The organism is Mesorhizobium xinjiangense (assembly GCF_009749525.1).
Classification (GTDB): domain Bacteria; phylum Pseudomonadota; class Alphaproteobacteria; order Rhizobiales; family Rhizobiaceae; genus Mangrovimarina; species Mangrovimarina xinjiangensis.
On record NZ_WOAC01000031.1, the window covers coordinates 1 to 25438 of the forward strand.

At 64.2% G+C, this 25438-nt stretch carries 29 protein-coding genes and 3 pseudogenes; 15 read left to right on the plus strand and 17 right to left on the minus strand.

Annotation, left to right across the window (positions count from 1 at the left end):
• Positions 1-231: 231 nt before the first annotated feature.
• The 8 genes and pseudogenes from GM909_RS23240 to GM909_RS23270 all read right to left on the minus strand — a co-directional run bounded on the left by GM909_RS23240 (position 232) and on the right by GM909_RS23270 (position 6017).
• The gene (locus GM909_RS23240) at positions 232-1035 is read right to left on the minus strand and encodes a DNA adenine methylase (protein ID WP_157019610.1); all 804 of its coding nucleotides are present in this window, start codon (positions 1033-1035) and stop codon (positions 232-234) included.
• 324 nt (positions 1036-1359) lie between these two features.
• Complete coding sequence (locus GM909_RS23245) at positions 1360-1779, minus strand: DUF7694 domain-containing protein (protein WP_198174373.1); 420 nt, start codon at positions 1777-1779, stop codon at positions 1360-1362.
• A complete protein-coding gene (locus tag GM909_RS23250) occupies positions 1776-2753 on the minus strand; it encodes a phage late control D family protein (RefSeq protein ID WP_157019612.1) in 978 nt (325 codons plus the stop codon). The genes GM909_RS23245 and GM909_RS23250 overlap by 4 nt, the downstream gene beginning before the upstream one ends.
• Entirely contained in the window at positions 2753-3016 is a 264-nt protein-coding gene (locus GM909_RS23255; protein WP_157019614.1) for a tail protein X, read from the minus strand. Before GM909_RS23255 ends, GM909_RS23250 begins: the two co-directional genes overlap by 1 nt.
• Complete coding sequence (locus tag GM909_RS25875; RefSeq protein ID WP_235912042.1) at positions 3013-3441, minus strand: phage tail protein; 429 nt, start codon at positions 3439-3441, stop codon at positions 3013-3015. Before GM909_RS25875 ends, GM909_RS23255 begins: the two co-directional genes overlap by 4 nt.
• A gap of 123 nt (positions 3442-3564) precedes the next feature.
• Positions 3565-4785, minus strand: a pseudogene (locus GM909_RS23260) (hypothetical protein); the annotation flags it as partial.
• Complete coding sequence (locus GM909_RS23265) at positions 4764-5453, minus strand: YcbK family protein (protein WP_198174377.1); 690 nt, start codon at positions 5451-5453, stop codon at positions 4764-4766. The gene GM909_RS23265 and the pseudogene GM909_RS23260, both read right to left, overlap by 22 nt.
• Before the next feature lie 93 nt (positions 5454-5546).
• Positions 5547-6017: a hypothetical protein gene (locus GM909_RS23270; protein ID WP_157019620.1), complete on the minus strand. Its 471-nt coding sequence runs from the start codon at positions 6015-6017 to the stop codon at positions 5547-5549.
• A gap of 97 nt (positions 6018-6114) precedes the next feature.
• On the opposite strand from GM909_RS23270, the gene GM909_RS23275 reads away from it, so the two are divergent.
• Genes GM909_RS23275 through GM909_RS23300 form a run of 6 tightly spaced genes read left to right on the plus strand, consistent with a single transcriptional unit; the run spans position 6115 to position 8527 of the window.
• Positions 6115-7071, plus strand: a complete 957-nt coding sequence (locus GM909_RS23275; protein WP_157019622.1) for a glycoside hydrolase family protein — start codon at positions 6115-6117, stop codon at positions 7069-7071.
• 1 nt (position 7072) lies between these two features.
• Positions 7073-7606, plus strand: a complete 534-nt coding sequence (locus GM909_RS23280; RefSeq protein ID WP_157019624.1) for a hypothetical protein — start codon at positions 7073-7075, stop codon at positions 7604-7606.
• Positions 7603-7836: a TraR/DksA C4-type zinc finger protein gene (locus GM909_RS23285; RefSeq protein WP_157019626.1), complete on the plus strand. Its 234-nt coding sequence runs from the start codon at positions 7603-7605 to the stop codon at positions 7834-7836. Before GM909_RS23280 ends, GM909_RS23285 begins: the two co-directional genes overlap by 4 nt.
• A complete protein-coding gene (locus tag GM909_RS23290; RefSeq protein WP_198174374.1) occupies positions 7836-8156 on the plus strand; it encodes a DUF2730 family protein in 321 nt (106 codons plus the stop codon). Before GM909_RS23285 ends, GM909_RS23290 begins: the two co-directional genes overlap by 1 nt.
• Position 8157: 1 nt before the next feature.
• Positions 8158-8361, plus strand: a complete 204-nt coding sequence (locus GM909_RS23295; protein WP_157019630.1) for a hypothetical protein — start codon at positions 8158-8160, stop codon at positions 8359-8361.
• A gap of 7 nt (positions 8362-8368) precedes the next feature.
• Positions 8369-8527, plus strand: coding sequence for a hypothetical protein (locus tag GM909_RS23300; RefSeq protein ID WP_198174375.1), 159 nt, complete (start codon positions 8369-8371; stop codon positions 8525-8527).
• Positions 8528-8566: 39 nt separating this feature from the next.
• Here GM909_RS23300 and GM909_RS23305 read toward each other — a convergent pair whose 3' ends face one another.
• The gene (locus tag GM909_RS23305; protein WP_157019632.1) at positions 8567-9034 is read right to left on the minus strand and encodes a DUF411 domain-containing protein; all 468 of its coding nucleotides are present in this window, start codon (positions 9032-9034) and stop codon (positions 8567-8569) included.
• Positions 9035-9046: 12 nt separating this feature from the next.
• A complete protein-coding gene (locus GM909_RS23310; RefSeq protein WP_157019634.1) occupies positions 9047-11347 on the minus strand; it encodes a heavy metal translocating P-type ATPase in 2301 nt (766 codons plus the stop codon).
• A 164-nt stretch (positions 11348-11511) separates the two neighbouring features.
• Here GM909_RS23310 and GM909_RS23315 point away from each other — a divergent pair, with 164 nt between their 5' ends.
• Entirely contained in the window at positions 11512-11937 is a 426-nt protein-coding gene (locus GM909_RS23315) for a MerR family transcriptional regulator (RefSeq protein ID WP_157019636.1), read from the plus strand.
• A 1-nt stretch (position 11938) separates the two neighbouring features.
• A pseudogene (locus tag GM909_RS26155) lies at positions 11939-12073 on the plus strand (YnfA family protein); the annotation flags it as partial.
• Between the two features lie 294 nt (positions 12074-12367).
• Here GM909_RS26155 and GM909_RS23325 read toward each other — a convergent pair.
• A pseudogene (locus tag GM909_RS23325) lies at positions 12368-13189 on the minus strand (recombinase family protein); the annotation flags it as partial.
• Between the two features lie 378 nt (positions 13190-13567).
• Here GM909_RS23325 and GM909_RS23330 point away from each other — a divergent pair.
• The 3 genes from GM909_RS23330 (at position 13568) to GM909_RS23340 (ending at position 14533) form a co-directional block, all read left to right on the plus strand.
• Entirely contained in the window at positions 13568-13873 is a 306-nt protein-coding gene (locus GM909_RS23330; RefSeq protein WP_157019640.1) for a P-loop NTPase family protein, read from the plus strand.
• An 89-nt stretch (positions 13874-13962) separates the two neighbouring features.
• Positions 13963-14220, plus strand: coding sequence for a ribbon-helix-helix domain-containing protein (locus GM909_RS23335; RefSeq protein WP_157019642.1), 258 nt, complete (start codon positions 13963-13965; stop codon positions 14218-14220).
• Positions 14221-14224: 4 nt separating this feature from the next.
• A complete protein-coding gene (locus GM909_RS23340) occupies positions 14225-14533 on the plus strand; it encodes a type II toxin-antitoxin system RelE/ParE family toxin (protein ID WP_157019644.1) in 309 nt (102 codons plus the stop codon).
• Between the two features lie 340 nt (positions 14534-14873).
• Here GM909_RS23340 and GM909_RS23345 read toward each other — a convergent pair whose 3' ends face one another.
• The 6 genes from GM909_RS23345 to bhcR all read right to left on the minus strand — a co-directional run bounded on the left by GM909_RS23345 (position 14874) and on the right by bhcR (position 20871).
• Positions 14874-15704, minus strand: coding sequence for an NHL repeat-containing protein (locus GM909_RS23345; protein WP_157019647.1), 831 nt, complete (start codon positions 15702-15704; stop codon positions 14874-14876).
• Positions 15701-16120, minus strand: a complete 420-nt coding sequence (locus GM909_RS23350) for a carboxymuconolactone decarboxylase family protein (RefSeq protein ID WP_157019650.1) — start codon at positions 16118-16120, stop codon at positions 15701-15703. Before GM909_RS23350 ends, GM909_RS23345 begins: the two co-directional genes overlap by 4 nt.
• Positions 16056-16484, minus strand: coding sequence for a MerR family transcriptional regulator (locus GM909_RS23355; RefSeq protein WP_157019653.1), 429 nt, complete (start codon positions 16482-16484; stop codon positions 16056-16058). Before GM909_RS23355 ends, GM909_RS23350 begins: the two co-directional genes overlap by 65 nt.
• A 339-nt stretch (positions 16485-16823) precedes the next feature.
• Positions 16824-18272 carry a DUF1254 domain-containing protein gene (locus tag GM909_RS23360; RefSeq protein ID WP_157019655.1) on the minus strand — a complete coding sequence of 483 codons (1449 nt, stop codon included), beginning with the start codon at positions 18270-18272 and terminating at the stop codon, positions 16824-16826.
• A 351-nt stretch (positions 18273-18623) separates the two neighbouring features.
• Positions 18624-19577, minus strand: a complete 954-nt coding sequence (locus GM909_RS23365) for a helix-turn-helix domain-containing protein (RefSeq protein ID WP_157019658.1) — start codon at positions 19575-19577, stop codon at positions 18624-18626.
• Between the two features lie 469 nt (positions 19578-20046).
• Entirely contained in the window at positions 20047-20871 is an 825-nt protein-coding gene (gene bhcR, locus GM909_RS23370) for an HTH-type transcriptional regulator BhcR (protein ID WP_157019661.1), read from the minus strand.
• A gap of 227 nt (positions 20872-21098) precedes the next feature.
• On the opposite strand from bhcR, the gene bhcA reads away from it, so the two are divergent.
• Genes bhcA through bhcD form a run of 4 tightly spaced genes read left to right on the plus strand, consistent with a single transcriptional unit; the run spans position 21099 to position 25425 of the window.
• Positions 21099-22301: an L-aspartate--glyoxylate aminotransferase BhcA gene (gene bhcA / locus GM909_RS23375; protein WP_157019664.1), complete on the plus strand. Its 1203-nt coding sequence runs from the start codon at positions 21099-21101 to the stop codon at positions 22299-22301.
• Positions 22302-22317: 16 nt separating this feature from the next.
• On the plus strand, positions 22318-23271 hold the full coding sequence (bhcB, locus tag GM909_RS23380) for a beta-hydroxyaspartate dehydratase BhcB (RefSeq protein ID WP_157019667.1): 954 nt from the start codon (positions 22318-22320) through the stop codon (positions 23269-23271).
• Positions 23272-23284: 13 nt separating this feature from the next.
• Positions 23285-24448, plus strand: a complete 1164-nt coding sequence (bhcC, locus tag GM909_RS23385; RefSeq protein ID WP_157019670.1) for a 3-hydroxy-D-aspartate aldolase BhcC — start codon at positions 23285-23287, stop codon at positions 24446-24448.
• An 11-nt stretch (positions 24449-24459) separates the two neighbouring features.
• Positions 24460-25425, plus strand: a complete 966-nt coding sequence (gene bhcD / locus GM909_RS23390; RefSeq protein WP_157019672.1) for an iminosuccinate reductase BhcD — start codon at positions 24460-24462, stop codon at positions 25423-25425.
• Positions 25426-25438 lie beyond the last annotated feature (13 nt).

The following is a 25438-nucleotide window of genomic DNA, read 5'->3' on the forward strand; positions in this document are numbered from 1 at the left end:
CCAAGGCACCTTTGCTCTCCTCGCAAAGGCCAAGAAGTGTTACCCATGTCTCCGGAATGAACTGTCACCCTTCTCTCGGGAAGGACAGCGGGTCCGTTGTAGCCGGTCGCGCGGTTTTGGAAATTTGTCAGCGGCTTTTGGAACGGTTGTAGCGCGCCGCTGACTTTTGGATTTTTGACGCTGATTTTTAGAGCAGCGCAGTTTTCCTCGAATGGTGTTTTGAAGGGCCTTTCAAGGCCCCGTTATGATCAACTCCCGAGCCGGCTGGCTCTTACCCTTCATCACCGTATAGGTGAGGCCCACCTCCTCCATCGCGAAGCCTGAGAAGATGCGGCGGATCTCCGGCACGTCATTGATCGACAGGATGAAGCCCCCCTTCAGGTCGGCTAGGCGCTCGGCCATCTGCTCGAACTGGCCGCGGTCGAACAGCTCGCGGCCGTAGTCGCCCTCGGAGCCGTGATAGGGCGGATCGAGATAGAAGAGCGTCTCGGCCCGGTCGTAGCGGGTCAGGAACGCCGACCAGTCGAGGTTCTCGATGACGACGCCCGAAAGCCGCTCGTGGACGTCCTCGAGCATCGGGGCGAGTCGGGTCAGATTGAAGCCGGCGGCTGACTGCGGATCGACCCCGAAATTGCGCCCCGCCACCTTGCCGCCGAAGGCGAGCCGCTGGAGGTAGAGGAAGCGGCCGGCGCGCTCCAGGTCGGTCAGCGTCGTCGGATCGCTCGCCTTCAACCGCTCGAACTCGCGTCGCGAGGTGATCTGGAAGCGCAGCGTGTCCATGAACTGCGGATAGTGGCGCTGCAGGATGCGGAAGAGGTTCACGACCTCGCCGTTGCGGTCGTTGATCACCTCGGATCTGGGCGCGGCCGTGCGGCGGAAGAACACCCCGCCCATGCCGACGAAAGGTTCGGCATAGATCGAATGCGGCGTCGCCGCAATGCGCTCGCAAAGCCGGCGGGAAAGCAGCCGCTTGCCGCCAATATAGCCGGCGACGGGGCGCACAGGCGCGACCGGGGTCAGTTCGGAATTGTCCATATCGTCTCGTGAGGGAATCAGTCACATTCCGCCGGCTCGAAAGAGCAAGGGGGCGCGACGGTTATTCTGAGTGGCTGTCGGGCGGGTTCAGTTTGGCAACACCCCGCTGCCGGGAAACGACCCGGCCGTCTTCCTATCCCGGTGGCGCCTCCCTGAATGGGCTCCGAACCAACTTCGAGCTTGAACATTGCTGGCCTCGGGATATCGTCACGCCATGGGACGAGCTCGCCGCCAAACAGCCCGAGAAAGAGCCGCAAGAGCGCTCTGCCGGATGGATGGGCATCCGGAGAACACGCGATTTGAGGGAAAGGAGATGTGGCAATCCTATCTCCCGCAAGTCGACGCCGTGTTGGTAGCGGCGCTGCCGCTGGAGGACTTCGCAAAGCTGCTGTCCGAAGACGAGCGCTGAGCCGCGCCATCCTCGGCGCCGAAGAGCCCGACCTGCATCCTGGCCATCAGGTCACGCTCCTTGAGGCTGAGCGCGCCGTGCGGCTTGCATCCGGTCAGGTCCGGCCAGAAGTCGTTCGGCCCGAGCCGCCAGAGATGGCGCATGGGCAGGCTGTTCACGACATGTCTGTCGGGCGGATAGACCTCGATCGCGGCGGTCTCTGGTCCCCACCAGGTGTTCTTGATCGCCTGCAGCTCATCCCAGCCGATCGTTCCGTCATGCTCGACGGACAAGAGCCCGCGCATTTCATCATGCTCGATGCGGATCGCGGCACGGTGCTTCGTCGTGTCCGTCACGGCGCGCGTCCCTCCTCGGGCGCCTCGAGCTCGATCGTGGTCATATAGGAGCGATCGTAGCGGTGCTCGACGCTGGCGGCGCGCCACAGGCCGTTGGCTTCCTGCCGCATGCCGGTGATGAGGACGGGCTGATCGGCCATGATCTCCGGCCGGCCGGCGAGCGTGATCGAACCGGAGCCGGTCGCCCGGCCGAGGCGGTTGCCTTCGGCAAGCGCGGCCTGGCGGGCTTCAGCCGCGCCGGCAAAGACGGTGCGAAGGCGCTTCACAGGCCCTTCGAGGCCCGTTTCGGACGTCTCGTAAAGGATATGGTTGCGGCCGCGGTCGTACCACCCTGCCTCGACCTTGGCGTAGCGCGGACGCGGCTCGATCGAGAAATCGCCGCTTTCGCAGTCGCGCTTGTCGATCGTGACGGCCGGCAGGACGCCGCGCTTCAGAAAAAGGAACTTGCCGCCCTTGACCGAGAACTGCGCCGCGCTGCGATCGGCAAGCCTGGTCAGGAAGTCGGCGGTGGATTGCTCGGTGCGCGCGACATAGCCGAGCGCAATCGAGGAGAGCTCCGGGCTGACCTTGGCCTCATAGCCGTGGCGCGCGGCCAGCTCGTGCACTACGGCGCCGATCGTCGTGTCGTCAAAATGCTCCGAGAGCGGTTCCTTCAGGTCGGAGCGCATATCGGCCGAGCGGCAGGACAGGACCAGGAACTCGCCCTGGCTGCCGAAGCGATAGTCTGCGCGCTCGAAGACGAAGACGCCCATCTTCCAGGCGCCAGCGTTCCGGAAACCGAAGCGCACCGCGATCTTCGCCCCCATCGCCGGTACCGCGATCGCGGTGGCGGCATCGTCGAACTCCAGCTCGCAGGTGTCGGCGTCCTGGCCGGGCTGGTCGTGGATCGTTGCGGAGACGAGGCGCGAATAGAAGGCGTCGGCGACGCTGCGGCCCTCGACGCTGACTTCGATAAAGGGTCTCGAACGGTCCATCAGTCCCACAGCCTCACGCTCGCCGTCTCGCTGGCGATGACATATTCGGGCATGTCGATGACCGTGCCGCGCGGCAGGATGACGCCCAGCTCGGCAAGACCCGGATTGGCGGTGAGCGTCGCCTCGACATAGCCCTTGAGCTTGCCGGCAAGCGTGCGGTCGCCGAGATGCGCCAGCGCATATTCAAAGCAGACCTGGTCTACCATCATGTCTTCCAGCGGCACGGTCAGACGCCCGGCGGGGATGACGCGGGCACCACTCATAAGAAGAAGCCCACCGGCTTGCCGTCCCCATGGAAGGGCGCGACCTCGATATCGAACTCCAGGCGCCGGCCGTAGCCGGAGCGGTTGATGCTCGACTGCCGGTCGCTCACCCGAAGGATGACGACGCGGCCGAAGACCTTGGCCTTGGTCGAGGAGCTCACCGACCAGCCAATCATGAGCACCGGCCTGGCCGCGGCCTGGGTGGTGCGGATCGCCTCGAACTCCTCACGGCCGCCGAGCTCGTCGGGATAGAGCAGGCCGTAGATGCGGATCATATCCTCGCCATAGCCGGTGAACTGGCGGCCGGGCCTGTTGCCGAAACGGGCAATGGCCGGCCAATGCGCTTCCGTCTGCCGCTCGATCTCCTGGAAGTTCAGCGGCGCGATCTCGAAGACATGGGGGCCAAGGGCAAGCAGCGGCGTCATCAGTCCGTGCCTCCATGAAGGGCGCCGGTTCGCGCGCCGGCGATCGCACCGCCAACGCTGGCCCGTCCGGCGCCGGCATTGCCTACGGCCGTGGCCAGCGTGCGGGCGGCGTCGCGGATCGACCACGGTGGCGCCGTAGCGCTGGGCGGCTTTCTCGGCGAGATAGGCGCCGTTGCCGGTTGCATCGAGTGCACCGCCGGTCAGCCGCGGCAGACGGTCGACCACATAGAAGAGGATCTCGCGCTGCTGGTCGAAGGGAACGTTGCGCAGCTCCAGGACGAAACAGGCGCGGCGCACCAGGTCGCGGCCGATCTCGAGCGGCAGGATGACCGTGGCATCGCCAGAGCGCGCGAAGTCCTCGCCGAAGACATGCGCCCGGCGCGCGTCCAGCGCCTCCAGGAGCGGCCGCAGCTCACGCTCGCAGAAGTCACGTGCGGCGGCCGTGCGCATATCCTCGGGCGCGTTCTTGAAATCGTCGTCGCAAGCCCATCTGACGATCGGAATGCCGACCTTCATGCAGGCCTCGATCTGCACACGTGTGAGCGCTGCGCCCTCCGCCTCGGTGGGAATGGCGTCGAGCTCCTGGCGCATCTTGGCCTTGCGGGCGCCGTAGGAGGCACGGATCTTGCGCTCCCATTCAGCCTCGTCCTCGGCCGACCATTGCGTCCCCTTGATCAGGCAGACGCGGCGGAAGAGCCCGTTCTCGACGGCCTTGGAGAAGGGAATGTGGTGGATCGTATAGGGCGGCTCGCCCGTCGCCCTGACTTCGCGGATCAGCTCGTTGAAGGCGTTGAGGACGCCATTGTGGGTGGAGATGATCCTGATCTTGCCGCCCCAGATCAGCAAAGCGTTGACCGCGTCGAGAACGAGACGGACATCCTTATGGAAGGCCGCCTCGTCGATGACGACCACGCCCTGCAGGCCGCGGATGTTGTCCGGCCGGCTCGACAAGGCCTCGACGCGGAAGCCGGAGGCGAACTGGACACGGAAGGCAGCAATGAAGCCGGTCGTGCCGTCCGCGCGCCGGTCCTCGAACATGAACTCCTCGATCGCCACCAGCTCCTTGGCCACGACCTGGGCGAAGTGCTTCACGTAGCCGATGAATTCCCGGCCCTTGTCCTTGGTGTCGCCGATATAGAAGACGTTGTCGCCGCCGGCCGAGCGCTTCGCCGCCGCAATCAGCGTGTCGTCGAGGGCCTCGGCAAACGTGATGCCGGTGCGGCGGCCTTTCTCGCAGATCTTGAGATCGCTCTGGTCCTCCAGCCATTGCGCCTGGTGGAGCATGAGCACACCGTCTGCCAATGGATCGAGATGCTCGGGGATCACCGCCGCCCCCGTTTCCAATCGTCGAGCCGCGCGTAGATCGTGACCGCGATACCGCCGAGCGCCAAGGCGATGAACACCCAGCGGAGCGTATCGAGGTACGGCACCAGCGGCAGGATGGCAGACTGGGTCTCAGCCAGGACGCTCTGCGCCACCTCGACACCCGCGGCACCCAGCGTCGCCACACCGGCCGCGCCGCCCCCCTTCATCGTGCGACTGTCGGCCAGCACTTCGCGTGCGGGCGGCGTCTCGGCCGCAAATGCCGTCGACCGAACCGGAAAACGCTCGCCCCACTGACGAGCGGGGCCGAGATCGACATGGATGAACCCCGATCGCGGGTAGAAGCCGAATCCGAGGAACCCGACCTCGCGCGCCGCCGCCTCGAAGGCCACGGGATCGTGGTTGGCCATGGCGATGTCGAAGGCGGCGCCGTCGAGGTGCTTCGACCGGGTCGCGCCTCCGACGGCACGGTTGTGCTCGGGGCTGCGGTAGGCGGAGCGGACGATCAGCGGCTTGCTCAGCCGGTCGCGCAGCGCCTGCAGCCTGTCGAGCGCCGGTTCGTTGATCAGCAGCTTGCCGGTGCCGCGGCAGGCGATCTCGGCGGGGCTGAAATTCGGCCAGGACCGCTTCGATGAAGCGCCGGTTGTCGCCTCCGCTGCGTCCAGGGTCGATCGGCTTACCCAGACAATGCGGCTCCATCTTCGCCCACTGGGCGTCCGTCAGTACGAATCGTTCCATCCGAAGCTTGAATCATGTTCAAGCCGCGGGTGGAATCCTGAATCTCAACAGGCCTTAGTATACCCGTCACCCGTCGTTCTGGCGCTGGACTTGGCTGTCGAAATTGCTCCGATTGCTTCCCCTCCAGATCGCTCCAACCTTAGGGTCTCGCCGTCGAATTGAAACTTCGGCATGTGCTTCTTTCGCTCACCTGGGAACACGAAGTTGGACATCCGGGCTGCCCGATTAAGGAGATCGATTGTCTCTACTTGGGCTACGGCTTTCACCGTGTCTTTAGGCTGCAATTCTCGACCCAACCTACGAACTTCTTGCGCAACACTTTCTCCAATAAGATACGTGTTGGCCATAATTCTTCGGAAATCAACATTGTATGAGAATGCTTCGCTATCGCTGTGAATATGGCGGTTCGGTTTCAGCGCTTCATCCTGATCAAGTTCGCAAATTGAATAGCCGTCCACTCGGGCAGCGATGTGGCAGTACTCGACGATAACCATCCGATTGCTTTCATGCTTCAAGGCCTTCACTCCCTGACTCTGTCAGGGCGTCAGACTGTCGCCGCGGCTGGCACATTCGAACGGACTTCAATCACCGTTCGATGAGCCGGAGGCCGCAATGCAGACCAGTCCCAAGGGAATCGCCTTTCTCGAAGCCCATGAAGGGGTGGTGCTGAAAGCCTATCGCTGTCCGGCTGGTATCTGGACGATCGGCGTCGGTTTGACGGCCGCCAGTGGCGTTGTCGTGCCGAAGGCAGGCATGACGATCACGCGCGCGGAAGCATCCGAGCTGTTGGCCAAGGCGCTGCGGCGCAACTATGAGCCGCGCGTTGCAGCTGAGATGCCGCGCGCCAAACAGCACGAGTTCGACGGCGGCGTATCCTTCCACTTCAACACCGGCGCCATCGGCCGCGCCAGCTGGGTTAAGGCTTGGATCGCGGGCGACTGGAAGAAGGTCCAGTCCGGGCTCAATGCCTGGGTGAAGGGTGGCGGCAAGGTGCTGCCGGGACTCCAGCGGCGGCGGCGCGAAGAGTTCGATGTCATCCGCCATGACCGGTGGCCGGCCAATCTGAAGATCGCCAGCAATCCGCAAAAGCCCAACGTGGCCCACGCCGGCATTGTCATTTCACTGTCGGCCGACGAGATCGAGGCGATCAGTGCCGGCCTGGCCAAGCTTGGATATGATCCAGGCCCGAAGGCTGGCGTCGTTCGCCTGGACGCGGTGACAGGCTTCCAGCGCGATCACGATCTGACCGTCGACGGGCTGATCGGCCGCGCCACCCTGTCGACGCTACAGCGCGAGCTTGACGCTAGAAGCAAGACCAAGGGTGCCGTAGCCGGCGGCCTCGGCGGCGGCGCACTGACGGGCGCCGGCGAAGTCGTCGCGCCAGATCACGTGCCGGTCTCCGATCTCACGGACTTTGCCGCGGACGCGATCGCGTCATGGGCCGGCCCCATCGTGCTCGCCCTGGTCGCCGCCTACGGGATCTGGATGGCCTTTCACTATCGCGACGTTGTCGCCGCGCGCATTCAGTCCCTCGCGCCCGGCCTGGCTCGTTGGCTGAGGAGCTTCTGAAATGGCGGCCCTTACAGCAATCCTCGGCGGCATCGCCGCCAAGGTTGGCGCCGAGCTCGTCGGCACGGTCCTCGGCGACCGCTTCGGATCGGCCGGCGGCGAGCTTGCCGAGACCGTGGTCGAGGAGGTCTCCAAGCGTGTCGGCGTTCCGCCGGCCGACCTTCCCCAGGCCGAGCACAAGGAACTGGAAAACGCCGTGCGCGATGTCGAGGCGGTCATGCCCGAGATCATCGCGCTGTGGGCCAAGGGTCTCGACGGCCAGTTCGCGCTGCTTGAGGCCGAGACTAGGGAGGGCTTCTGGCAAAGCGCCTGGCGCTGGGGTTGGATGTATCTGCTCGCCTTCTTCTGGATCTGGCGCATCATCATCGGTCCCGCTGTAAATGCCGGCGGGATGGCGATCGAGCTTGTCGACTACGCGGTGCTCCTGACGCTCACCACCTGGTTCATCTCACTCTACATGGGCGGTCATACCGTCAAGACGCTCGGCCAGTCCGCGATCGACGCGGTCAGAGTATTGCGAGGGCATCGGCCGTGAAGCTCGGAAAAGCGGCCTTCGAACTTGCCGACCTGCGTGCCGAACAGGAACGCGAGGCCGGCATCTTGGCAGCGCGTTCGAAGCTTGCCGGCACTGGCAGCATCGAATGCGTGGAATGCGGCACCCCGATCGACGTTGCCCGCCGCATCGCCCTGCCGTCCGCCAGCCGGTGCGTCGACTGCGCCAGATGCGAGGAACACCGCAATCGTCTTTTTGGAAGAGCCGGCTGATGGATGAGCTTCGCATTTGGGCCGGACCGATCGCTGCAGTGATTTCGATCGCAACGGCCATCTACACCTTCCTGACGGCCAGCTCGAAGCGCAATGCGGCCGAGCTCGAGAAGAGCACGCAGAAGCTCATCGACCATGACAGGCGCATCCAGGAGATCGAAACGGAGATGCGTCACGTGCCGAGCAAGGAAGACATTTCGGAGCTGAAGCTGCAACTCGCCAACCTCGCGGGAGAGGTCGGCCGCCTGGCCGAAAGCAATGGCGGTGTGTCGCGCGCCGTCAGGCGCATCGAGGAGTACCTGCTCAAGGAGAAAGGCTGACATGGAGTTTGGCGACTACCTCACGGCCGATGCCCGGCTGACCATGCTCAAAGAGCTGGCAAAGCAGAATGACGGCCGCCTCGCCGAACGCCTTGAAACCCAGGAGAAGGCCAATGATGTCCAACGCCAGATGCTGGAAGCGGCGGCTCGCCTCCCTCGCGATCGCAACGAGCTTGCTGAGCGGCTGCGCGACGGTGAATTCTGACGGGGTCATGCTCGGAGCGTGTCCGCCCGTCGTCGAGTACAGCCGCGAGTTCCAGGCGCAGGCGGCCAAGGAGCTGGCCCTGCTGCCGGAGGGAACGGCGATCGCGGAGATGCTGAGCAACTACGCTGTGATGCGGGAGCAGGCGCGGGCATGCGGTAGCCGATGATCTTCGCTTGCGCCCGGGCCTCACCGGCACCACGTCGTGTCAGGCGGCCTCGTAGCTGGTGAACACCTCGGTGCTGCCGTCGCGCCAGATGAGGAACACGTCGTAAGCCTCGCGGCTTTCCTCCGGCCCCATGCCGGGCGAGCCGTAGGGCATTCCGGGCACGGCAAGGCCGACGGCATCGGGGCGTTCGGACAGCAGTTTGCGGATGTCCTCCGGCGGCACGTGGCCTTCGATGAAGTAGCCATCGATTTCGCCGGTGTGGCAGGAGATCATCTGCTGCGGGATGCCGTTGTCGAGCTTGTGGCGGATCAGGAGCGTACCGAAGCTGGTCTCGGTGGTCACCTCGAACCCTTCGGCCTGCAGGATACGCACCCAAGCCTCGCAGCAGCCGCAATTCGGATTCTTCAGGACGTGGATCGCGGATGTGCCCTCCGCCATACCCAGCGCAGGGAGGGATGCGGCGAAGCTTGCGGTGAAGGCCATCATGGCACGTCTGGTGAGGGTCATCGGTATGTCCTTTCAGGTGGTCGCGTTTGCATGCAAGGAGCGCGACTCCGCCGTGTCTTGCCCGGCTTGTCCTGTCGTCTCGGAAGGTTCGGAAGGTTCGGAAGGCCGGTAGAACAGGAGCCGCAGCGCGTTCAAAGTGACGAGCACGGTGGCGCCGGTATCGGCGAGGATCGCGATCCAGAGGCCGGTGATCCCCAGCACGGTGGTCACGAGGAAGACCGCCTTTAGCCCCAGCGCGATCGCGATGTTCTGGCGGATATTGCTCATGGTCGCGCGGGCGAGCCGGATCTTGCCCGCCACGTCCGTCACCCGGTTGCGCAGGATCGCTGCGTCGGCCGTCTCGAGCGCCACGTCAGTGCCCGAGCCCATGGCGACGCCGACATGGGCGGCGGCGAGCGCAGGAGCGTCGTTGATCCCGTCGCCGATCATCATCACCCGGGCCTCGGACGTCAGGCCCCGGATCGCGGCGACCTTGTCTTCCGGCATGAGTTCGGCGCGATGGTCGATCCCGAGCCCCCCGGCGATCGCCTGGGCGGTGCGTGGATTGTCCCCGGTCAGCATGACCGAGGAGATGCCGAGCGTGCGGAGTTGCGCGACGGCGACGGCCGCGTCTGCCCGCGGCTCGTCCCTGAGCGCGATCAGCCCCAGGGGCACGTTCTCGCGGAGCACGATCACCACAGTCTTGCCCTCGGCTTCCATCGTCGCCACGCGACGCCGAAGGTCGTCGTCGAGCGCGCCGCGCTCGTCCGCCAGCCGCGGCGAACCCACGCACACGGTCGCGCCGTCGATCGAAGCCTCCGTGCCCTTGCCGGGCAGCGCGCGGCCGCCGGTGGCCGAAGCCGCGGGGACGCCCCGCCGATCGGCCTCGGCCGAGATCGCGAGGGCCAGCGGATGGCTCGCGCCGCTCTCGACGCCGGCGGCGACGGCCATGAGGTCATCCTCGCTCCCGCGCAGCACCGTCACGTCCGTCACCCGCGGCTTGCCATGCGTCAGCGTTCCGGTCTTGTCGAAGGCGACATGGGTGGTCCGCGCCGCCGCCTCGATCACCGCGCCGCCCTTCATGAGCAGGCCGTTTCGCGCCCCGGTGGAAAGCGCCGAAGTAATTGAGGCCGGGACCGAGATCACCAGCGCGCAGGGGCAGCCGATCAGCAGCAGCGCCAGCGCCCGGTAGACCCAGTCGACCCACGCCTGTCCGAAGGCCAGCGGCGGGACGACCGCCACTAGGAGTGCGGCCCCCACTACGGCGGGCATGTAGACCCGGCTGAAGCGGTCGATGAAGCGTTCGGTCGGGGCGCGGGCGCTCTCGGCCTCTTCCACGAGTCGGACGATGCGGGCGATGGTGTTGTCCTCTGCCGCCTTCGTGACCCGCACGCGCAGCAGCGCCTCCGCGTTGATCGACCCGGCAAAGACCTCCGCGCCAGGCTCCTTGAGGCTCGGGACGCTCTCGCCGGTCACCGGACTCTCGTCGACGCCCGAGGTGCCCTCGATCACCTCGCCGTCGCAGGGCACGCGGTCGCCAGGGCGGACCTGAACCACCTGGCCGACCTGAAGTCGGCCGGCCGGGACCTCCCGCGTGCGTCCGCCCACTTCGAGCCGCGCCGTCTTCGGCACGAGCTTCGAGAGCGCGCGGATGCTGTCGCGCGCCTTGCCGGCCGCGACTCCCTCCAGCAGTTCACCGACCGCGAAGAGAAAGACGACGAGTGCGGCCTCTTCCGCCGCGCCGATCACGAGCGCGCCGCCGGCGGCGATGGTCATCAGCATCTCGATCGTGAAGGGCATCCTTGCCCGCGTCATGGCGAACGCGCGCCGCGCCACGGGGACGAGCCCGAGCAGCGTGGCGAGAATGAAGGCCCAATGGGCGATGTCCGCGGGGAACGCGATGCGCGATGCCCAGGCTGCCGCCAAAAGGGCTCCTGTGACGATCACGAGCCGCCCCTTCGCTGACTGATGCCAGGACGGTGCCGGGGCCTCCTGCGGTCCTTCAGGGTCTTCCGCTGGACCGCCCTCGGGGTCCGGGGCTTCCGCTGCCGTGGGAAACGCACCGTCGGGCAGGACGAAGCCACCCTTGGGCTTCTCTGGTCGTGCCCCCTTGGGCGCGATGCCGAACCCGACGCCGCGCACGGCTTTCTCGACGGTATCGGGAGATGTCTGGCTTTCGTCCAGCGTCAAGCGCAGCCGCTCAGCCATCAGTGCGACATCGACATCCGCCACGCCGGGCAGTCGCTCGACCGCACCGCGCACCTTGGCGGCGCAGGACCCGCAATCCATGCCCGTCACGCGCCATTCGCGTTGTCCTGGGCTCGAGTCCGCCATGGTCGTTCTCCGTCGTGATTCCCGATCGGCTCTCGATATACGACCTACAGCAACTGTAGGTTCAAGCCCCGCTCGTCGTTCTTGTGCGAGAGCTTCGTCCTCGTGAAACCTTGTTCGCCATCGGAGAAAAACCTACACAGGCTGTAGCTATCAGGAGACCTTCCATGCTCGCCATCGGCACGCTCGCCAAGCGCACCGGCACGAAGGTGCAGACCATCCGCTACTACGAGCAGATCGGGCTGTTGCCCGAGCCGGGGCGGACGGAAGGCGGGCAGCGCCGCTACGACGAAGAGGATCTCGACCGTCTCGCCTTCATCCGGCACGCGCGCCAGCTTGGCTTCACGCTGGAAGCGATCCGCGAGTTGCTCGATCTGTCCGACAATCCGGGCCGCCCCTGTGCGGACGTGGATCGCATCGCGCATCGCCAGCTCAAGGAGGTGGAGGCGCGGATCGCCCGGCTGGAGGCTCTGCGTGCGGAACTGAAGCGCATGCTCAGGGAATGCAGCCGCGACACCGTCTCCGACTGCCGGGTACTCGAAGTCCTCCGCGATCACTCCGCCTGCCTCTCCGACCACGAGACCGGCGCCTGACGTGCCGACCGCGGTGATCTACCCGCTGGCCGCGCTGGCCGAAATTGCCGGCTGCTTCGCCGTCTGGGCCTGGTGGCGGGGCGGGACATCTGCGCTCTGGCTCCTGCCGGGCGTGGCCAGCCTCGCGGGCTTCGCTGGGCGCGCCTGGGCCTGCCGCAGGGCCCGGTTGACCTCGATGTAGCTGTAGTCGCGGTCCGGCTCGTAGCCGATCAAACGGTAGGCGCGCAGCAGGCTGCCGAAGCGGCTGCGATAGGCGCTGGAGGACGGCAGATCGTCTTCCTCGTCGATGATCAGCCCCGACAGCATGCCCTGACGCTTGAGGAGCGCGCAGGGCGTCGAGCAGTTCCCCGTCCGAGAAGTGGCGGCTGCGCGCATCGACGATCTCCCGCGCGCGCCGGAACAGCGCCTGATCGACGATGGCCGGATAGGCGCCTTCGGCCCGGATCCACATCTCGCGCGGGTTCACCACGCGGCGCTGCTTCAGCTTGAACGACACCTTCGCGAAAACATTGTTCCCGATGTATTTTTCATTCGTCAGCACCTGATGCACGGTTGCCCGGGTCCACAGCCGGTCGAGATCGGTGCGGTATCCTCCGGCGTTCAGGGCCTCCGCGATCTCCCGCTCGGGCCGCCCCTCGTTCACGAACATCTCGTACATGCGCTGGACGACCCTCTGTTCCTCCTTGGGGCCGGGGACCAGGATCACGCGGTCGGTCTGCAGGCTCTTCTGCTCGCCGCGCGACAGTTCGCCCTTCGAGTTGCCGTGCTCGTCGATCAGCACCCGCCGCAGCCCGTATCCGGCCGCGCCGCCCTGACGATAGCCAAGCTCCACGAGGCGGCATTGCCCGGCGAAGACCTTCACCGAGAGTTCGCGGCTGTATTCACCAGCCATCACCCGCTTGACTGTCTTCAAAAGGTTCGAGCCGATGCTGCCGTCGTTCTCGAACTGCTCGCCGCAGTAATGGACCCGAATGCCGGCGCGGGAACAGACGTGCTCGTGATAGGCGCCTTCGTCGGCATCCTGAAACCGGCCCCACCGGCTGACGTCATAGACGAGGATTGCCTTGAAGTCGGCTTGGCCGGATTGGACCTCGGCCATCAGGTTCTGCAATGCCTCGCGGCCGTCGAGCCGCAGCCCGGAACGCCCTGAGTCCTCGAACACGCGCAGGATCTGCAGGCCGCGGGCGGCGGCATAGCTGCGGAGAACGTCGAGCTGGTTCTCGGTCGAGTATTTCTGGTGATCGGTCGACATCCGGACATAGGCGACTGCCGGAACGTCCTGTTCTGCCGCCGCGCTACCGTCCTCGCTGTTCGCCCGGCCGCCTCTCAAACGTGCATCTCCCCATCACCGCCAACGACGCCAGCACCGCTGTGCGGGATACTCGGCAATATCGTCGGACACAGGGGACACTCGAGCGTTAGAAAAGGCGATCTCCGATAAGGGCAGGTCCTTTCCCAGCCTGCCATTCAGCCGTTGCAACCGTTGGGTGGCGCGGGGCGCAGATTCGAAAAACATGGTCGTCACCGTCCAATAGAGACCTGCTTAGCCAGACGAGGTCGGGGGGTCGTCTCGGGCGCAAAGTAGATTCTCCCGTTTTCATGGCTCTCCAAAGATTTAACGGAGAGAAACATGGAGATGCGGGTGAAGATGGGCACAGTTGTGCCGAAGATGGGCACACTTTTGCACCTGAACGGCATTCCGGGCGATTATCGTGGTGCGATAGCCTTGGCTTTGCATACGGAGCTCGGCTCGACTCATCGGGCGATCAAGACCGCGATGCGGTGGACGGGAGCCAGCGAGAGAACCGTGAAATACTGGTTCGCGGGTGAGCGCGGGCCGAGCGGCGAGCACCTGATCTTACTCGCACGGCATTCCGACGCCATCGTGTTGGTGCTCCTGGCGCTGGCGGAGCGGTGGATCAAGGACGACGATTAGGAGCGTGCGCTACCTCCGGGGTCCGGGCGACCTCTTGTCCTGCGTTCGTTTTTGGTTATCTTGAATACAGAAGAAGGAGGACGGCCGCCATGCCGCGCACCACAACGATGACCGTACGCGTGAGCGGCGCTCTCAGCGAGTTCGTCGCGACGCACGTTGGCGAGGGCGGCGCCTATGAGAACGTCAGTGAGTACATCCGCGACCTGATCCGCCGCGACAAGGAGCGTGCGGAGCGTGAAGCCTTCGATCGCCTGAAGGCGGAACTGAACCGGGCGTTCGCTGCGCCCGAGGAGAGCTACACGCCCATGACCGCCGCCGAGGTGATCGCTCGAAACCGGCGGGCCTGAGCCCATGGCGATCCGGGTCCAGGAAGCGGCCTCGGTGCGTCTCGACGAGATCTACCGCTACACCCGCGACCAGTGGGGCGAAGCGCAGGCCGAGGCATACATCACCGGGCTGTTCGACGCCTTCGAGAAGATCGAAAGCCGCGGAGTGATGTCGAGGCCTGTGCCGGCCGAGTTCGGAGTAGAGGGATACTTCTTCCGCTACGAGCGGCATTTCGTGTACTGGAGACGGCTCGGCAATGGCGACATCGGCATCGTCACCATCCTGCACGAGCGGATGCACCAGAGCGACCGGTTCAAAGCCGACTTTGGGTAAACCATTTTAGAAAAAGGGAAATACAGATCCGAAGCCGAACGGCGGAAAGCTCGAAAGAGGTGGAGAAGGTTGGATGTGAGGCCCATCCCCTCCGCCAAACGCCGCCGATTGCCCTCCACGGCGCGATACTGTCACCGACCGCGGCACGCCCACCAAGCGGCATAGCAAACCGTCGATTCTACGCTGCAGCCCGATATATCTTGGTCGGGGTTACCAACTGTTTCAGCGCAACAAAGGCGGCGTACGGCCCTTGCAGGTGGCCGTCGTCATGGACCATAACCTTCGCAGTAGTCAGGCGCAGAAGTGTCGTTTTAATCCGGATTTTCGCGACAACTGCCTTCTATTTTGGAAGCGGAATCCGATAGATCGCTCCATCGCCCCATGCGGCGGTGAGCAAGGATGCTTCGTCAGGGGCGACCACCAAGCCGACCGGGCTTCGCAGTCCATCCGCAACGGCCCGGGACTGGCCGTCCGGCAGGACTTCCCGCACTGTTGTTCCGCCATAATCCACCACGAACACGCGGCCGTCCTTCGTCGTCGCCACGCCAGGGCCAGGCGTGCCGAACGCTTCGCCGGCCTCGATGCGCGAACCGTCCGGACGCAGAAGCGTGACCCCACCGCCGATGTTGGAAACAACATAGCCGTTGTCCGGTGTCTGGACCGCTCCGACCGGCGTTCGCAAGCCGTCAATGACGGGTTCCAGACCGCCGCTCCCGGTCACAGTGAGAATCTGGTTGGTGCGGCGGTTGGCGATCAGCAATCGGCCGGTCCTGTCGAAGCTCAAGCCGGCTGGTGTCGCAAGGCCGGTCACATGTACGCTGCGCTCGCCGGCCGGGGTGAAGCGATAGACTTCATCGCGGGAATAAGAGGCGACGTAGATCGTGCCATCAGGGCCGATCGTCAGCCCGGAAGGGCCGGAAATTCCATCCGCGAAGGTGGTGCGATTCCCGGCAGGGTCGATGCGCGAGACGCGACCCGCACCCCATTCCGCCACGAACAGATTGCCCGCAGCGTCGAACGCCATGCCGACCGGCGAGCTGAAACCGTCCCATAATTTTTCTGGCGTGGCCGGGTTCGCATATGCGGAAGTCGGCCCGATGATCGGGAAGGCAGGAACCACAGCGAGAGCGAGAGCGCCGGCGGCGGTCAAAGAGCGAAGCGTGTTCATCATGCCGCTTGCTCCTGCTGGACAGGGAAGCGGGCGGCGAAGACCTCCTTGGCCGCGAACAGCCCGTTGAGCGCCGCAGGAAAGCCGGCATAGACGGCCATCTGCATGATGATCTCGGTGATCTCGTCCTTGGTCAGCCCGACGTTCAGCCCGGCCTCAATATGGACCTTCAATTGCGGGGCCGCGGTTCCCATCGCCGTCAGCGCCGCGATGGTCGCGATCTCGCGGGCGCGCAGATCGAGGCCGGGGCGGCTGTAAATGTCGCCAAACGCGAACTCGAACACGTAGTTTGCGAAGTCGGGGGCAATGTCCGCCAGAGCGGTAATGACATTGTGGCCGGCTTCGCCGTCGATTTCAGCGAGCGCCCGCTCGCCGCGTTCCAGCCGGCTTTCGCCTGCGTTCGGGGATTGATGCGTCATATTCTTTCATCCTCTGTTCCTCGCCGGCATATCCGGCAATCTTGGTGTCGAGGACGAGAAGGCAGGCTTGCAGTTTGGCCACATGCGCACGGACACGCTCGCGGTGTTGTTCGAGCAACGCGCTGCGCTCCGCTTCCGTGCCAACGCCATGCTCGCGCAAAGCGGCGTAGCGCAGCATCTCCCGAATAGGCATTCCGGTCGTTTTGAGACGGTCGAGAAATTCTATCCAGATGAGGATTGATGCGTCGTAGTCACGTTGGCCCGATTGATCCCTGTCGGCATGAGGAAGCAGCCCGATCCGCTCATAGTAACGGATGGTGTGGGCCGACAGTCTCGAGCGCTTCGCCAGTTCGCCAATCTTCATGAACGCCCTTCTTTCGTCACGACGCATCCAAGGCTAGGGGTTAGAGCGCGCTCTAAGTCAAGGGGTTGTTTGTCGCTTTATGGCGTCGCAGAAATCCTGACATTTGCGACAAACCGGTAGCCTCTGAAGTTAAAGGCAACTTCCGTCGCAAAAATCAGGCGCGAAAGTCGGCGCGATAACGGCGAATTCTGCGACATCTGATTGCCGGTTTATTGAAGCCAGTCCGAAAGCTGCCCGTCCGCAAACACCATGTATTGCTATTCGCCTGCGGCTCTATTTAGGAGGGCTATGGCGTAGATGTAGTTCTCCGTTTCGTCGTTCTCGGCCCGCGGTTTCGCCTCAGCTCGTCTTCACCACCTGCGGCATGACCCACGAGCCGTCGAGGATCGAGGGGTTGTTCTCGTCCGGCCAGTAGAGCCGCAGCATCAGTATGAACTTGTCGGCCGGTGCCGGAAGCCAGTTCGATTCCTTGTCGGCGCCCGGCGACTCGTGCTGCAGGTAGAGCGTGACCGAACCGTCGGGATTGTGCTTCAGGTCCTGCCGCGGGCTGATCGAATAGCGGTTGAGCGGATTCTCGACGAAGAAGTAGTCCTTGTCGTACATGGTCAGCGACCAGAACCCCTTCACCGGCGGGAGCTGCTCCGGCTTGAATGTCAGCGTGTAATGTTCCGAGCCTTGGTAGGCGCGGTTCACGATGGCACCGCCCGGCCCGGTCGATGTGGGATAGACCGCGTCCTGTGGGCGGTTGGCGCCGAGGCCGATCGCCGTGATCAGGGCGCGCTGCAGATAGTCGGTGCCATAGAGCCCGGTCTTCAGCGTGAAACCCCAGCCGTTGATGTCCTTGACGTCGCCGCCGCTGTCCTTGAAGTGCAGCATGATGCGGGCGGAGCCGAGCCGCGGGATGCGCTTGGCGAAAGCGGCGTCGAGCTTGGACGCATCGAAGTCATGTCCCGGCACGATGCCGATCCGGGCGATCTTCTCCAGGAATGGCGCATCGGCCGCGGTCGGCGGGTTGCGCTTCATCAGCTCGCAGAACAGGGAGAAGTAGGCGTCCGTATCGAGCGCGTTCACCTGGTCGCGTACCGGCGTATTCATGTCGATGTCCGGGTCGACCTTGCCCGGCGGCGGGGTCCAGTCGGTGCCCCACTTGCTGAGCGGCATCAGCTTGATCTCGTCCTGGACCTTGTGGACCGCCGCGTAGTCCTCGGGTGTGCCGGTGCAGTAGATGCGCCCGAGCAGCCAGACGATGCCGGTCGGTGACTTGTACTCCACCATCCCTTCCGGGAGCGTCCCGCTCCAGCCGGGTCCGGTGATCGCCCAGGTCTGCGCGCCCGTATCCGTGGTGCGCTTGCCGGGAACAGCAAACACCGACGTCCAGCCATCCAGCATCGGGAAGAGGGCATAGCGGCCGTCGAGGTCGGGAATGCTGACGACCCAGGGCTCGTCGTTCACGTCAAGGAAGCTCGTGGCGTAGAGCGTGTCGGCATGCGGCGCGGTCACGTCGCGGAACGAGGCGCTCGGATATTCCCGCAGCTTGATGAGTTGGCCCATCGGGCCGCGGGTTCCCTCCACCTTGGGCACGTTGGTCATGACGCGCCGGGTCATCTCCATTGTGACCAGCGGATATGCATAGGCGTAGGCTTCAAGCGCCAGCCAGAAATCTTCACCACCCTTGAAGACATCATGAAGCAGGCCGTCCTGCGCCTGCGCCATAGCGCCGGACGGAAGGGACGCCGCGGCGAGAAGGCTGGCGGCACTTGCGGTGAATGAACGACGTGAGAGTGACATTGCAGGAACTCCTTGATGGTGCCTTCAACACATGGTCAGAACATGTCCCGCTCAAACGGTGACGTTTGAGCGAAAGGTACATGTTCCAGCATACTGATCTGGCGCGCATGTCATTGCTTCAAACGTTTCGGTTTGAAGCAAACGCGCTAGTAGCGAAGTGGGATTCAGCAGTCGCAAGCCTGATCTCCTCCAAACCCAATGTGATGGATTGGTGCGTGCCCGCTTGAGCCCTATTGCTCCCCCAAAGAAATGTTCACGAAGACTATTGGAGTTTGATCAACCGGTCTTGCCATTTCGTGCCATGTTCGCCGAAATCACGCCCGCTGCTGGGCGTTGCTTGTATAACCGGAGTTACGAGTCGGCCCGGAAATGCGACGGGGCCGTTCCGGTCCAGCGCTTGAAGGCGCGCGTAAAATGTGCCGGGTCGCTGTAACCGACGCTGTAGGCGATCTCCGTCATTGTGTGACCGCTCTCGGCGAGCAGCCGAAGCGCCTCGTCGCGACGCGTCTGATCGAGCAGGTCCTCGAAATCAATGCCGCAAAACTTCAGTCGCCGCTGAAGGGTCCGAACCGACAGCCCGAGTTTCCTTGCGACCGCCCCCAATTTGAGCTGCCGATGATCCGATAGCTGATCGATCAGCAAGCCCGCGGTCTCAACTGCAGTTCCGATCGCTTTGGTCACTTTCGAGGCCGCGTCCACACCTCCTCGTTGGAGAGGCATGTCGAGCAAGCCGCGATCGAATTCGATCATGTCGTGCTCTCTTCCCATCTCGATGTTTGGACCCAGACATTCCTCGAGCGCGTCATCGCCTCGTCCTCTCGATGCACTGAGATGCACGCGTATGGCAGATGGTTCGCCGGCCATCAGCGGCACCTTGCGCAGCACCGCAAGGCTTCCGAATATGAACTGTCGGGGGTCCACTTCCTGCCGGCCCGTGAAACGGTAGAGGATACGCGCAGTTCGGCCTTCTATTGAAAAACGGACATCGGATCCCTGATGAAGCATGGAGGCGTGGGCCGCCGCATGTGCGCAGGCTTGAGCTACATCTGCCGCCTCCATAATCAGTTCCCCCCAGACACCGAGTGAACGCAGCTCGGTCATATGGCCGACATGGACCCCACCAAATGGATCCTGCGTTGCCGATGCCATCTCGTTGGCGACCTGAAAGCACTGAGCGCGCGGCAGCCAAGTATCGGGATTCTGAAAAATGTTCGGGGAGATGCCAAGACGCTGGAAGAATTCAATAGAAGATACGCCCCGCTTGGCCAGATAGGGCGCGATCTGCAGGAAACTCCTGATTATGATCGATGGTTGGAATTAAACATCTGAGAAACGACCTGGTATCAAATGGCAAGGCACCACTTATGCACTATAGCAAGCTGAAAAATAATGAGAAGCTATGAGGCCGATAAATAAAGTCAGTAGAGAGTCTTGTTGAGATTCAATTCACCTCGCCGAGCAGATGCGCATAGGACGAATTTCTTCGTACCGCATAACCAGTCGATCTTGCAGAATTTTCATCTTCGGGACATCCGTCGCTCTCGCTGCCGGCGCCGCCGAGGCGCAAGAAGGTTGATGCGAAGGGCGATTCGATCGGCTGCCCGGAATGTCCACAGCGCGGCGACCTTGCCCGTCTCGGCGGCAATAGAGAATTACAGTTCTTCCTCATGCGGAGCAGCCGGAATATAGTGGGATCGGGCAGGACGATCTCGACGTGTTCTCGGGCGAGATCGCCTTGACGATCCCATTCTGATCTCCGGGGGATGAAGCGGCCTCACCCGGCGGGTGCAACGCCGCCGATGGAACTGGTGACCTCTTCGGCTGCCGCCGCGACCAGCCGACCGAACTGAGCATCGCGGGCCGGCGTTACGCGCACCGCGGGCCCCGACAGCGAGATGCCGGCGATCGCTTCGCCGAACTGGTTGAAGATCGGCGCCGCGATGCAGCGCATGCCCGGCGTGCGCTCTTCGTTGTCGATCGCCCATCCGCGCTGTCTGATGCGCCGAAGCTCGTCGATGAGGGCCTGTCTGTCGACGATGGTGCTCTCGGTATAGCGGTCGAACGGGCGCTCGCCCAATGTCTGGTCGATGCGCGCCGGCGCGAAATAGGCCAGCAGCGCCTTGCCGATGCCTGATGCATGGATCGGGCCGCGCGTGCCGGGCCTGAAGAAGGCGCGGATCGGCTCGTGCGTCTCCACCTGGCTGACGAAGATCACCTCGCCGCCGTCGACGATGGCGAGGTTTGCCGTCTCGCCCGTCTCCGCCATGATGCGCTGCATGACGGCGCGGCTGCGTTCCACGATGCGCGTGCGCCCCAGAAAGGTGCTGCCGATGCGAAAGGCCTCGAGCCCGACATGCCAGAGCTGGCCGGCCTCGTCGAACTCGACCATGCCGTGCTTTTGCAGCGTGATGAGGATGCGGTAGGCGGTCGACGGCGACTGGCTCGACGCCTCGGCGATCTCGGTCAGCGACATGCCGTTGCCGGCGGCCGCCACCTTCAGCACCTCCATCGCCCGGTCGAGCGACTGGATATATGTGCTTTCGGCGGTGTTGTGAAAGGATCGCGGCCTGCCGCGGGCACGCGCATTGTTCCGGTCCATCGGCTGTCTCCTGACGGGCAAACCATAGCCTCGCGCGGCCGCCCGTCAATGTCCTGGAAAACTATTTTGTCCTGCGAAAAAAGAAATTGCCATTTTATGTCAGCGTCTTACGCGCCGCAAAATCGAAATGAAAATATTTTTCAAAAAAATTGCCGACGCGACCGGCCAGCCGTAGATTGACCGCACACAGCAAAGACCGTTTGGCAAACGGCAGCGGGAGAACGCCCATGTCCACGCAAAACCCGATCTTCATCCCCGGTCCGACGAACATTCCGGAAAAGCTGCGCCGCGCGATCGACTATCCCTCCATCGACCATCGCTCGGCGTCCTTTCACGAAATGCTGAAACCGGCACTCGACGGCGTCAAGCGCATCCTGCGCACGCGAGAGGCCGAAACGCTGATCTTTCCGGCGACCGGAACCGGCGCCTGGGAAGCCGCCGTCACCAACACGCTGTCGCCGGGCGACAAGGTGCTGGCCGGACGCTACGGCATGTTCTCGCACCGCTGGATTGATCTCTGCCAGCGCCACAATCTCGACGTCGAGATCGTCGAGGCGCCGTGGGGTGCGGCCGCGCCGGCCGACGCCTTCGAGCAGATTCTGAAGGCCGACCGCACGCATTCCATCAAGGCCGTGCTCGTCTGCCACAACGAGACCGCGACCGGCGTGAGAAGCGACATTGCGGCCGTGCGCCGGGCGATCGACGCGGCGAAGCACCCGGCGATGCTGTTCGTCGACGGGGTGAGCTCGATCGCCTCGATGGATTTCCGCATGGACGAATGGGGCGTCGACATTGCCATCACCGGCTCGCAGAAGGGCTTCATGCTGCCGCCCGGCCTCGCCATTCTCGGCATCAGCCCGAAGGCGCTGGCGGCGATGGAAAGCGCGACTTGCCCGCGCTGCTTCTTCGATTTCCGCGACATGGCAAGGATGAACGCATCGGGCGGCTTTCCCTACACCCCGCCGGTCAATCTGATCCGGGGGCTGAGCGTCTCGGTCGCCATGCTGGAAAAGGAGGGGCTCGCCCATGTCTTTGCCCGCCACTACCGGATCGCCGAAGGCGTGCGCAAGGCGGTCGAGGCCTGGGGTCTGAGCCTGTGCGCGCGCGAGTCGCGGCTTTACTCCGACACGGTGAGCGCCGTCGTCGTTCCCAACGGCTTCGACGGAACGCGTTTCGTCACCCATGCGGCGGACAAATACGGCGTCGCCTTCGGCGTCGGGCTCGGAGAGGTCGCGGGCAAGGTGTTTCGTATCGGCCACCTGGGCAGCATGACGGACGTCATGGCGCTGGCCGGCATCGCCACGGCGGAAATGGTCATGGCCGATCTCAATTTTCCGCTCAAGCTGGGCGAGGGCGTCGCCGCGGCGCAGGAATTCTATCGCACGAGCCGCTGCGCCGAGAACGCCTCCGATGTGTGCGTGGCGGCCTGATTGACAGGGGACGAGGATGGACATTCCGACCTATGACGACGTGCTGGCGGCACATGAGCGCATCGCGCCCTACGTTCACCGCACGCCGATCCTGACCAGTTCCTATATCAACGGGCTCGTCGGCGCCGAGTTCTACTTCAAATGCGAGAACCTGCAGAAGGCCGGCGCCTTCAAGGCGCGCGGCGCGTCCAACGCGGTCTTCGGCCTGTCTGACGAAAAGGCGCAAAAGGGTGTCGCGACCCATTCCTCGGGCAACCATGCCCTGTCGCTCGCCTATGCCGCCGGCCGGCGCGGCATCCCGGTCACCGTCGTCATGCCGAAGACGGCGCCCGAGGCCAAGAAGGCCGCCGTCATCGGCTATGGCGGCCGGATCGTCGAATGCGAGCCCTCGACCTCCTCGCGCGAGGCCGTCTTTGCGAAAGTGCAGGAAGAGACCGGTGCCGACTTCGTCCATCCCTATAACGACCCGCGCGTCATTGCCGGACAGGCCACCTGCTCGAAGGAAATGATCGAGGATCTCGGCGAGCTCGACGCGGTCATCGCGCCGATCGGCGGCGGCGGCATGGTCTCCGGCTGCTGCCTGACCCTGTCGACCATCGCGCCGAAGACGAAGATCTATGCCGGCGAGCCGAAGAACGCCGACGACGCGTACCGTTCGCTGAGAGCCGGCCATATCATCGCCGACGACGCGCCGCAGACGGTGGCCGACGGGCTGAAGGTGCCGCTCAAGGATCTGACCTGGCATTTCGTCTCCAACCATGTCGAGGACATCCTGCTGGCCGAGGAAGACGAGATCGTCGACGCCATGCGGCTTATCTGGCAGCGCATGAAGATCGTCATGGAGCCGTCGAGCGCCGTGCCGTTGGCGGCGATGCTGAAGAACAAGGAAATATTTGCCGGCAAGAAGGTCGGCGTGATCATCACCGGCGGCAATGTCGACCTCGACCGCCTGCCGTGGATGAAAGCTTAAGGGGAGAAAACCCATGACCAAGCATGAAAAGATTGCCGAGCTCGAAGTCGGTTACGACGTCCCCGCCGCCATCGGAATGGACGAGAGCGAGATCCAGACGCCCTGCCTGATCCTCGATCTCGACGCGCTGGAACGCAACGTCAAGAAGATGGGCGACTATGCCAGGGCGCATGGCATGCGCCACCGGGCCCATGGCAAGATGCACAAATCCGTCGACGTCATGAAGCTGCAGGAGCGGCTCGGCGGCGCCATCGGCGTGTGCTGCCAGAAGGTCTCGGAGGCGGAAGTCTTCGCCCGCGGCGGCATCAAGGACATTCTCGTTTCCAACCAGGTGCGCGATCCGGCCAAGATCGACCGCCTTGCCCGTCTGCCGAAATACGGCGCGCGCATAATCGTCTGCGTCGACGACATCGACAATGTCGCCGACCTGTCGGCGGCGGCCGGCAAGCACGGCACGACCATCGAATGCTTCGTCGAGATCGACTGCGGGGCCGGGCGCTGCGGCGTCACGACCAAGGAGGACGTGGTGGCCATCGCCAAGGCGATCGACGCCGCGCCGGGCCTGAAATTCACCGGCATCCAGGCCTATCAGGGCGCCATGCAGCACATGGACTCCTACGAGGATCGCAAGGCAAAGCTGGATGCTGCGATCGCCCAGGTGAAGGAGGCGGTCGCGGCGCTCAAGGCCGAGGGGCTGGAATCCGAGCTGGTCTCCGGCGGCGGCACGGGCAGCTATTATTTCGAGAGCGGCTCGGGCGTCTACAACGAGCTGCAATGCGGTTCCTACGCCTTCATGGACGCCGATTACGGGCGCATCAGGGACAAGGACGGCCGGCGCATCGACCAAGGCGAATGGGAGAACGCGCTGTTCCTCCTGACGAGCGTCATGAGCCACGCCAAGCCCGACAAGGCGATCTGCGACGCCGGGCTGAAGGCGCAGTCGGTGGATTCCGGCCTGCCCGTCGTCTTCGGCCGCGACGACGTGGAATACATCAAATGCTCGGATGAGCACGGTGTCATTTCCGATCCGAAGGGTGTCCTGAAGATCAACGAGAAGCTGCGCCTCGTGCCCGGCCATTGCGACCCGACCTGCAATGTGCACGACTGGTATGTCGGCGTGCGCGGCGGCAAGGTCGAGACGCTGTGGCCGGTCTCGGCGCGCGGCAAGGCGTATTGAGGTCGGCCCGCATGCTCATCGTGACCGAGGCGACCTGCCGCGAAATCATCGACCGTTCCGCCGCATTCAAAGCCGTCGAGAGCGTCTTCGCCGCCATGGCGCGCGGCGATGCCTATAACTTCCCCGTCGTCCGCGAGGCGATCGGCCATGCCGATGCGCTCTACGGCTTCAAGTCGGGTTTCGACCGCTCGCAACTCGTGCTGGGACTGAAATCCGGCGGCTACTGGCCGGGCAACGAGAAGCGCGGCCTGACCAACCACCAGTCGACCGTCTTCCTGTTCGACGCCGATACCGGACGGCCGAGCGCCATGGTGGGCGGCAATTATCTCACCGCCATGCGCACGGCGGCGGCGTCCGCCGTCTCGATCCGCCATCTGGCGCGCAAGGACGCCAGGGTGCTCGGCATTGTCGGGGCCGGCTTCCAGTCCGCCTTCCAGCTGCGCGCCGCGGTCGAGCAGCGTGGGTTCGAGAAAATCGTTGGCTGGAACCTGCACCCCGAGATGCTGGCCCGGCTGGAGGAGACGGCGGCCGATATCGGCCTGCCCTTCGAGGCGGTCGAGCTCGATCGCCTGGGCGCGGAGGCCGATGTCATCATCACCATCACGTCGAGCTTTGCCCCGACGCTGATGCGCGAACATGTGCGCCCCGGCACGCATCTGGCCTGCATGGGCACCGACACCAAGGGCAAGCAGGAGGTTGATGCCGCGCTTGTCGCCGCCGCCACGCTGTTTACCGACGAGGTGGCGCAAGCCATTTCGATCGGCGAGTCCCAGCATGCCTTTTCAGAAGGCCTGATCGGCGAGGACGCGGTGACACCGCTCGGCGCCGTCATCACGGGCGAGCATCCGGGCCGCACCTCCGATGACGAGATTACGCTGTTCGACGGCACCGGTGTCGGGCTGCAGGACCTCGCCGTGGCCGCTGCCGCGGTCGAGCTCGCCAGGCAAAAGGGCATGGCGGCGGAGGTTGAGGTGTAAGGCGTGGTTTCGC

Bases quoted from the DNA above. Each gene is read 5' to 3' on its own strand.
- bhcC (WP_157019670.1), top strand. From the start codon at position 23,285: ATGACCAAGCATGAAAAGATTGCCGAGCTCGAAGTCGGTTACGACGTC.
- GM909_RS23315 (WP_157019636.1), top strand. From the start codon at position 11,512: ATGCTCGCCATCGGCACGCTCGCCAAGCGCACCGGCACGAAGGTGCAG.
- GM909_RS23255 (WP_157019614.1), bottom strand. From the start codon at position 3,016: ATGAGTGGTGCCCGCGTCATCCCCGCCGGGCGTCTGACCGTGCCGCTG.
- GM909_RS23290 (WP_198174374.1), top strand. From the start codon at position 7,836: ATGGATGAGCTTCGCATTTGGGCCGGACCGATCGCTGCAGTGATTTCG.
- GM909_RS23345 (WP_157019647.1), bottom strand. From the start codon at position 15,704: ATGATGAACACGCTTCGCTCTTTGACCGCCGCCGGCGCTCTCGCTCTC.
- GM909_RS23275 (WP_157019622.1), top strand. From the start codon at position 6,115: ATGCAGACCAGTCCCAAGGGAATCGCCTTTCTCGAAGCCCATGAAGGG.
- bhcR (WP_157019661.1), bottom strand. From the start codon at position 20,871: ATGGACCGGAACAATGCGCGTGCCCGCGGCAGGCCGCGATCCTTTCAC.
- GM909_RS23280 (WP_157019624.1), top strand. From the start codon at position 7,073: ATGGCGGCCCTTACAGCAATCCTCGGCGGCATCGCCGCCAAGGTTGGC.
- GM909_RS23335 (WP_157019642.1), top strand. From the start codon at position 13,963: ATGCCGCGCACCACAACGATGACCGTACGCGTGAGCGGCGCTCTCAGC.
- GM909_RS23340 (WP_157019644.1), top strand. From the start codon at position 14,225: ATGGCGATCCGGGTCCAGGAAGCGGCCTCGGTGCGTCTCGACGAGATC.
- GM909_RS23250 (WP_157019612.1), bottom strand. From the start codon at position 2,753: ATGGACCGTTCGAGACCCTTTATCGAAGTCAGCGTCGAGGGCCGCAGC.
- GM909_RS23305 (WP_157019632.1), bottom strand. From the start codon at position 9,034: ATGACCCTCACCAGACGTGCCATGATGGCCTTCACCGCAAGCTTCGCC.
- GM909_RS23350 (WP_157019650.1), bottom strand. From the start codon at position 16,120: ATGACGCATCAATCCCCGAACGCAGGCGAAAGCCGGCTGGAACGCGGC.
- GM909_RS23355 (WP_157019653.1), bottom strand. From the start codon at position 16,484: ATGAAGATTGGCGAACTGGCGAAGCGCTCGAGACTGTCGGCCCACACC.
- bhcD (WP_157019672.1), top strand. From the start codon at position 24,460: ATGCTCATCGTGACCGAGGCGACCTGCCGCGAAATCATCGACCGTTCC.
- GM909_RS23240 (WP_157019610.1), bottom strand. From the start codon at position 1,035: ATGGACAATTCCGAACTGACCCCGGTCGCGCCTGTGCGCCCCGTCGCC.
- GM909_RS23360 (WP_157019655.1), bottom strand. From the start codon at position 18,272: ATGTCACTCTCACGTCGTTCATTCACCGCAAGTGCCGCCAGCCTTCTC.
- GM909_RS25875 (WP_235912042.1), bottom strand. From the start codon at position 3,441: ATGACGCCGCTGCTTGCCCTTGGCCCCCATGTCTTCGAGATCGCGCCG.
- bhcA (WP_157019664.1), top strand. From the start codon at position 21,099: ATGTCCACGCAAAACCCGATCTTCATCCCCGGTCCGACGAACATTCCG.
- bhcB (WP_157019667.1), top strand. From the start codon at position 22,318: ATGGACATTCCGACCTATGACGACGTGCTGGCGGCACATGAGCGCATC.
- GM909_RS23295 (WP_157019630.1), top strand. From the start codon at position 8,158: ATGGAGTTTGGCGACTACCTCACGGCCGATGCCCGGCTGACCATGCTC.
- GM909_RS23310 (WP_157019634.1), bottom strand. From the start codon at position 11,347: ATGGCGGACTCGAGCCCAGGACAACGCGAATGGCGCGTGACGGGCATG.
- GM909_RS23330 (WP_157019640.1), top strand. From the start codon at position 13,568: ATGGAGATGCGGGTGAAGATGGGCACAGTTGTGCCGAAGATGGGCACA.
- GM909_RS23300 (WP_198174375.1), top strand. From the start codon at position 8,369: ATGCTCGGAGCGTGTCCGCCCGTCGTCGAGTACAGCCGCGAGTTCCAG.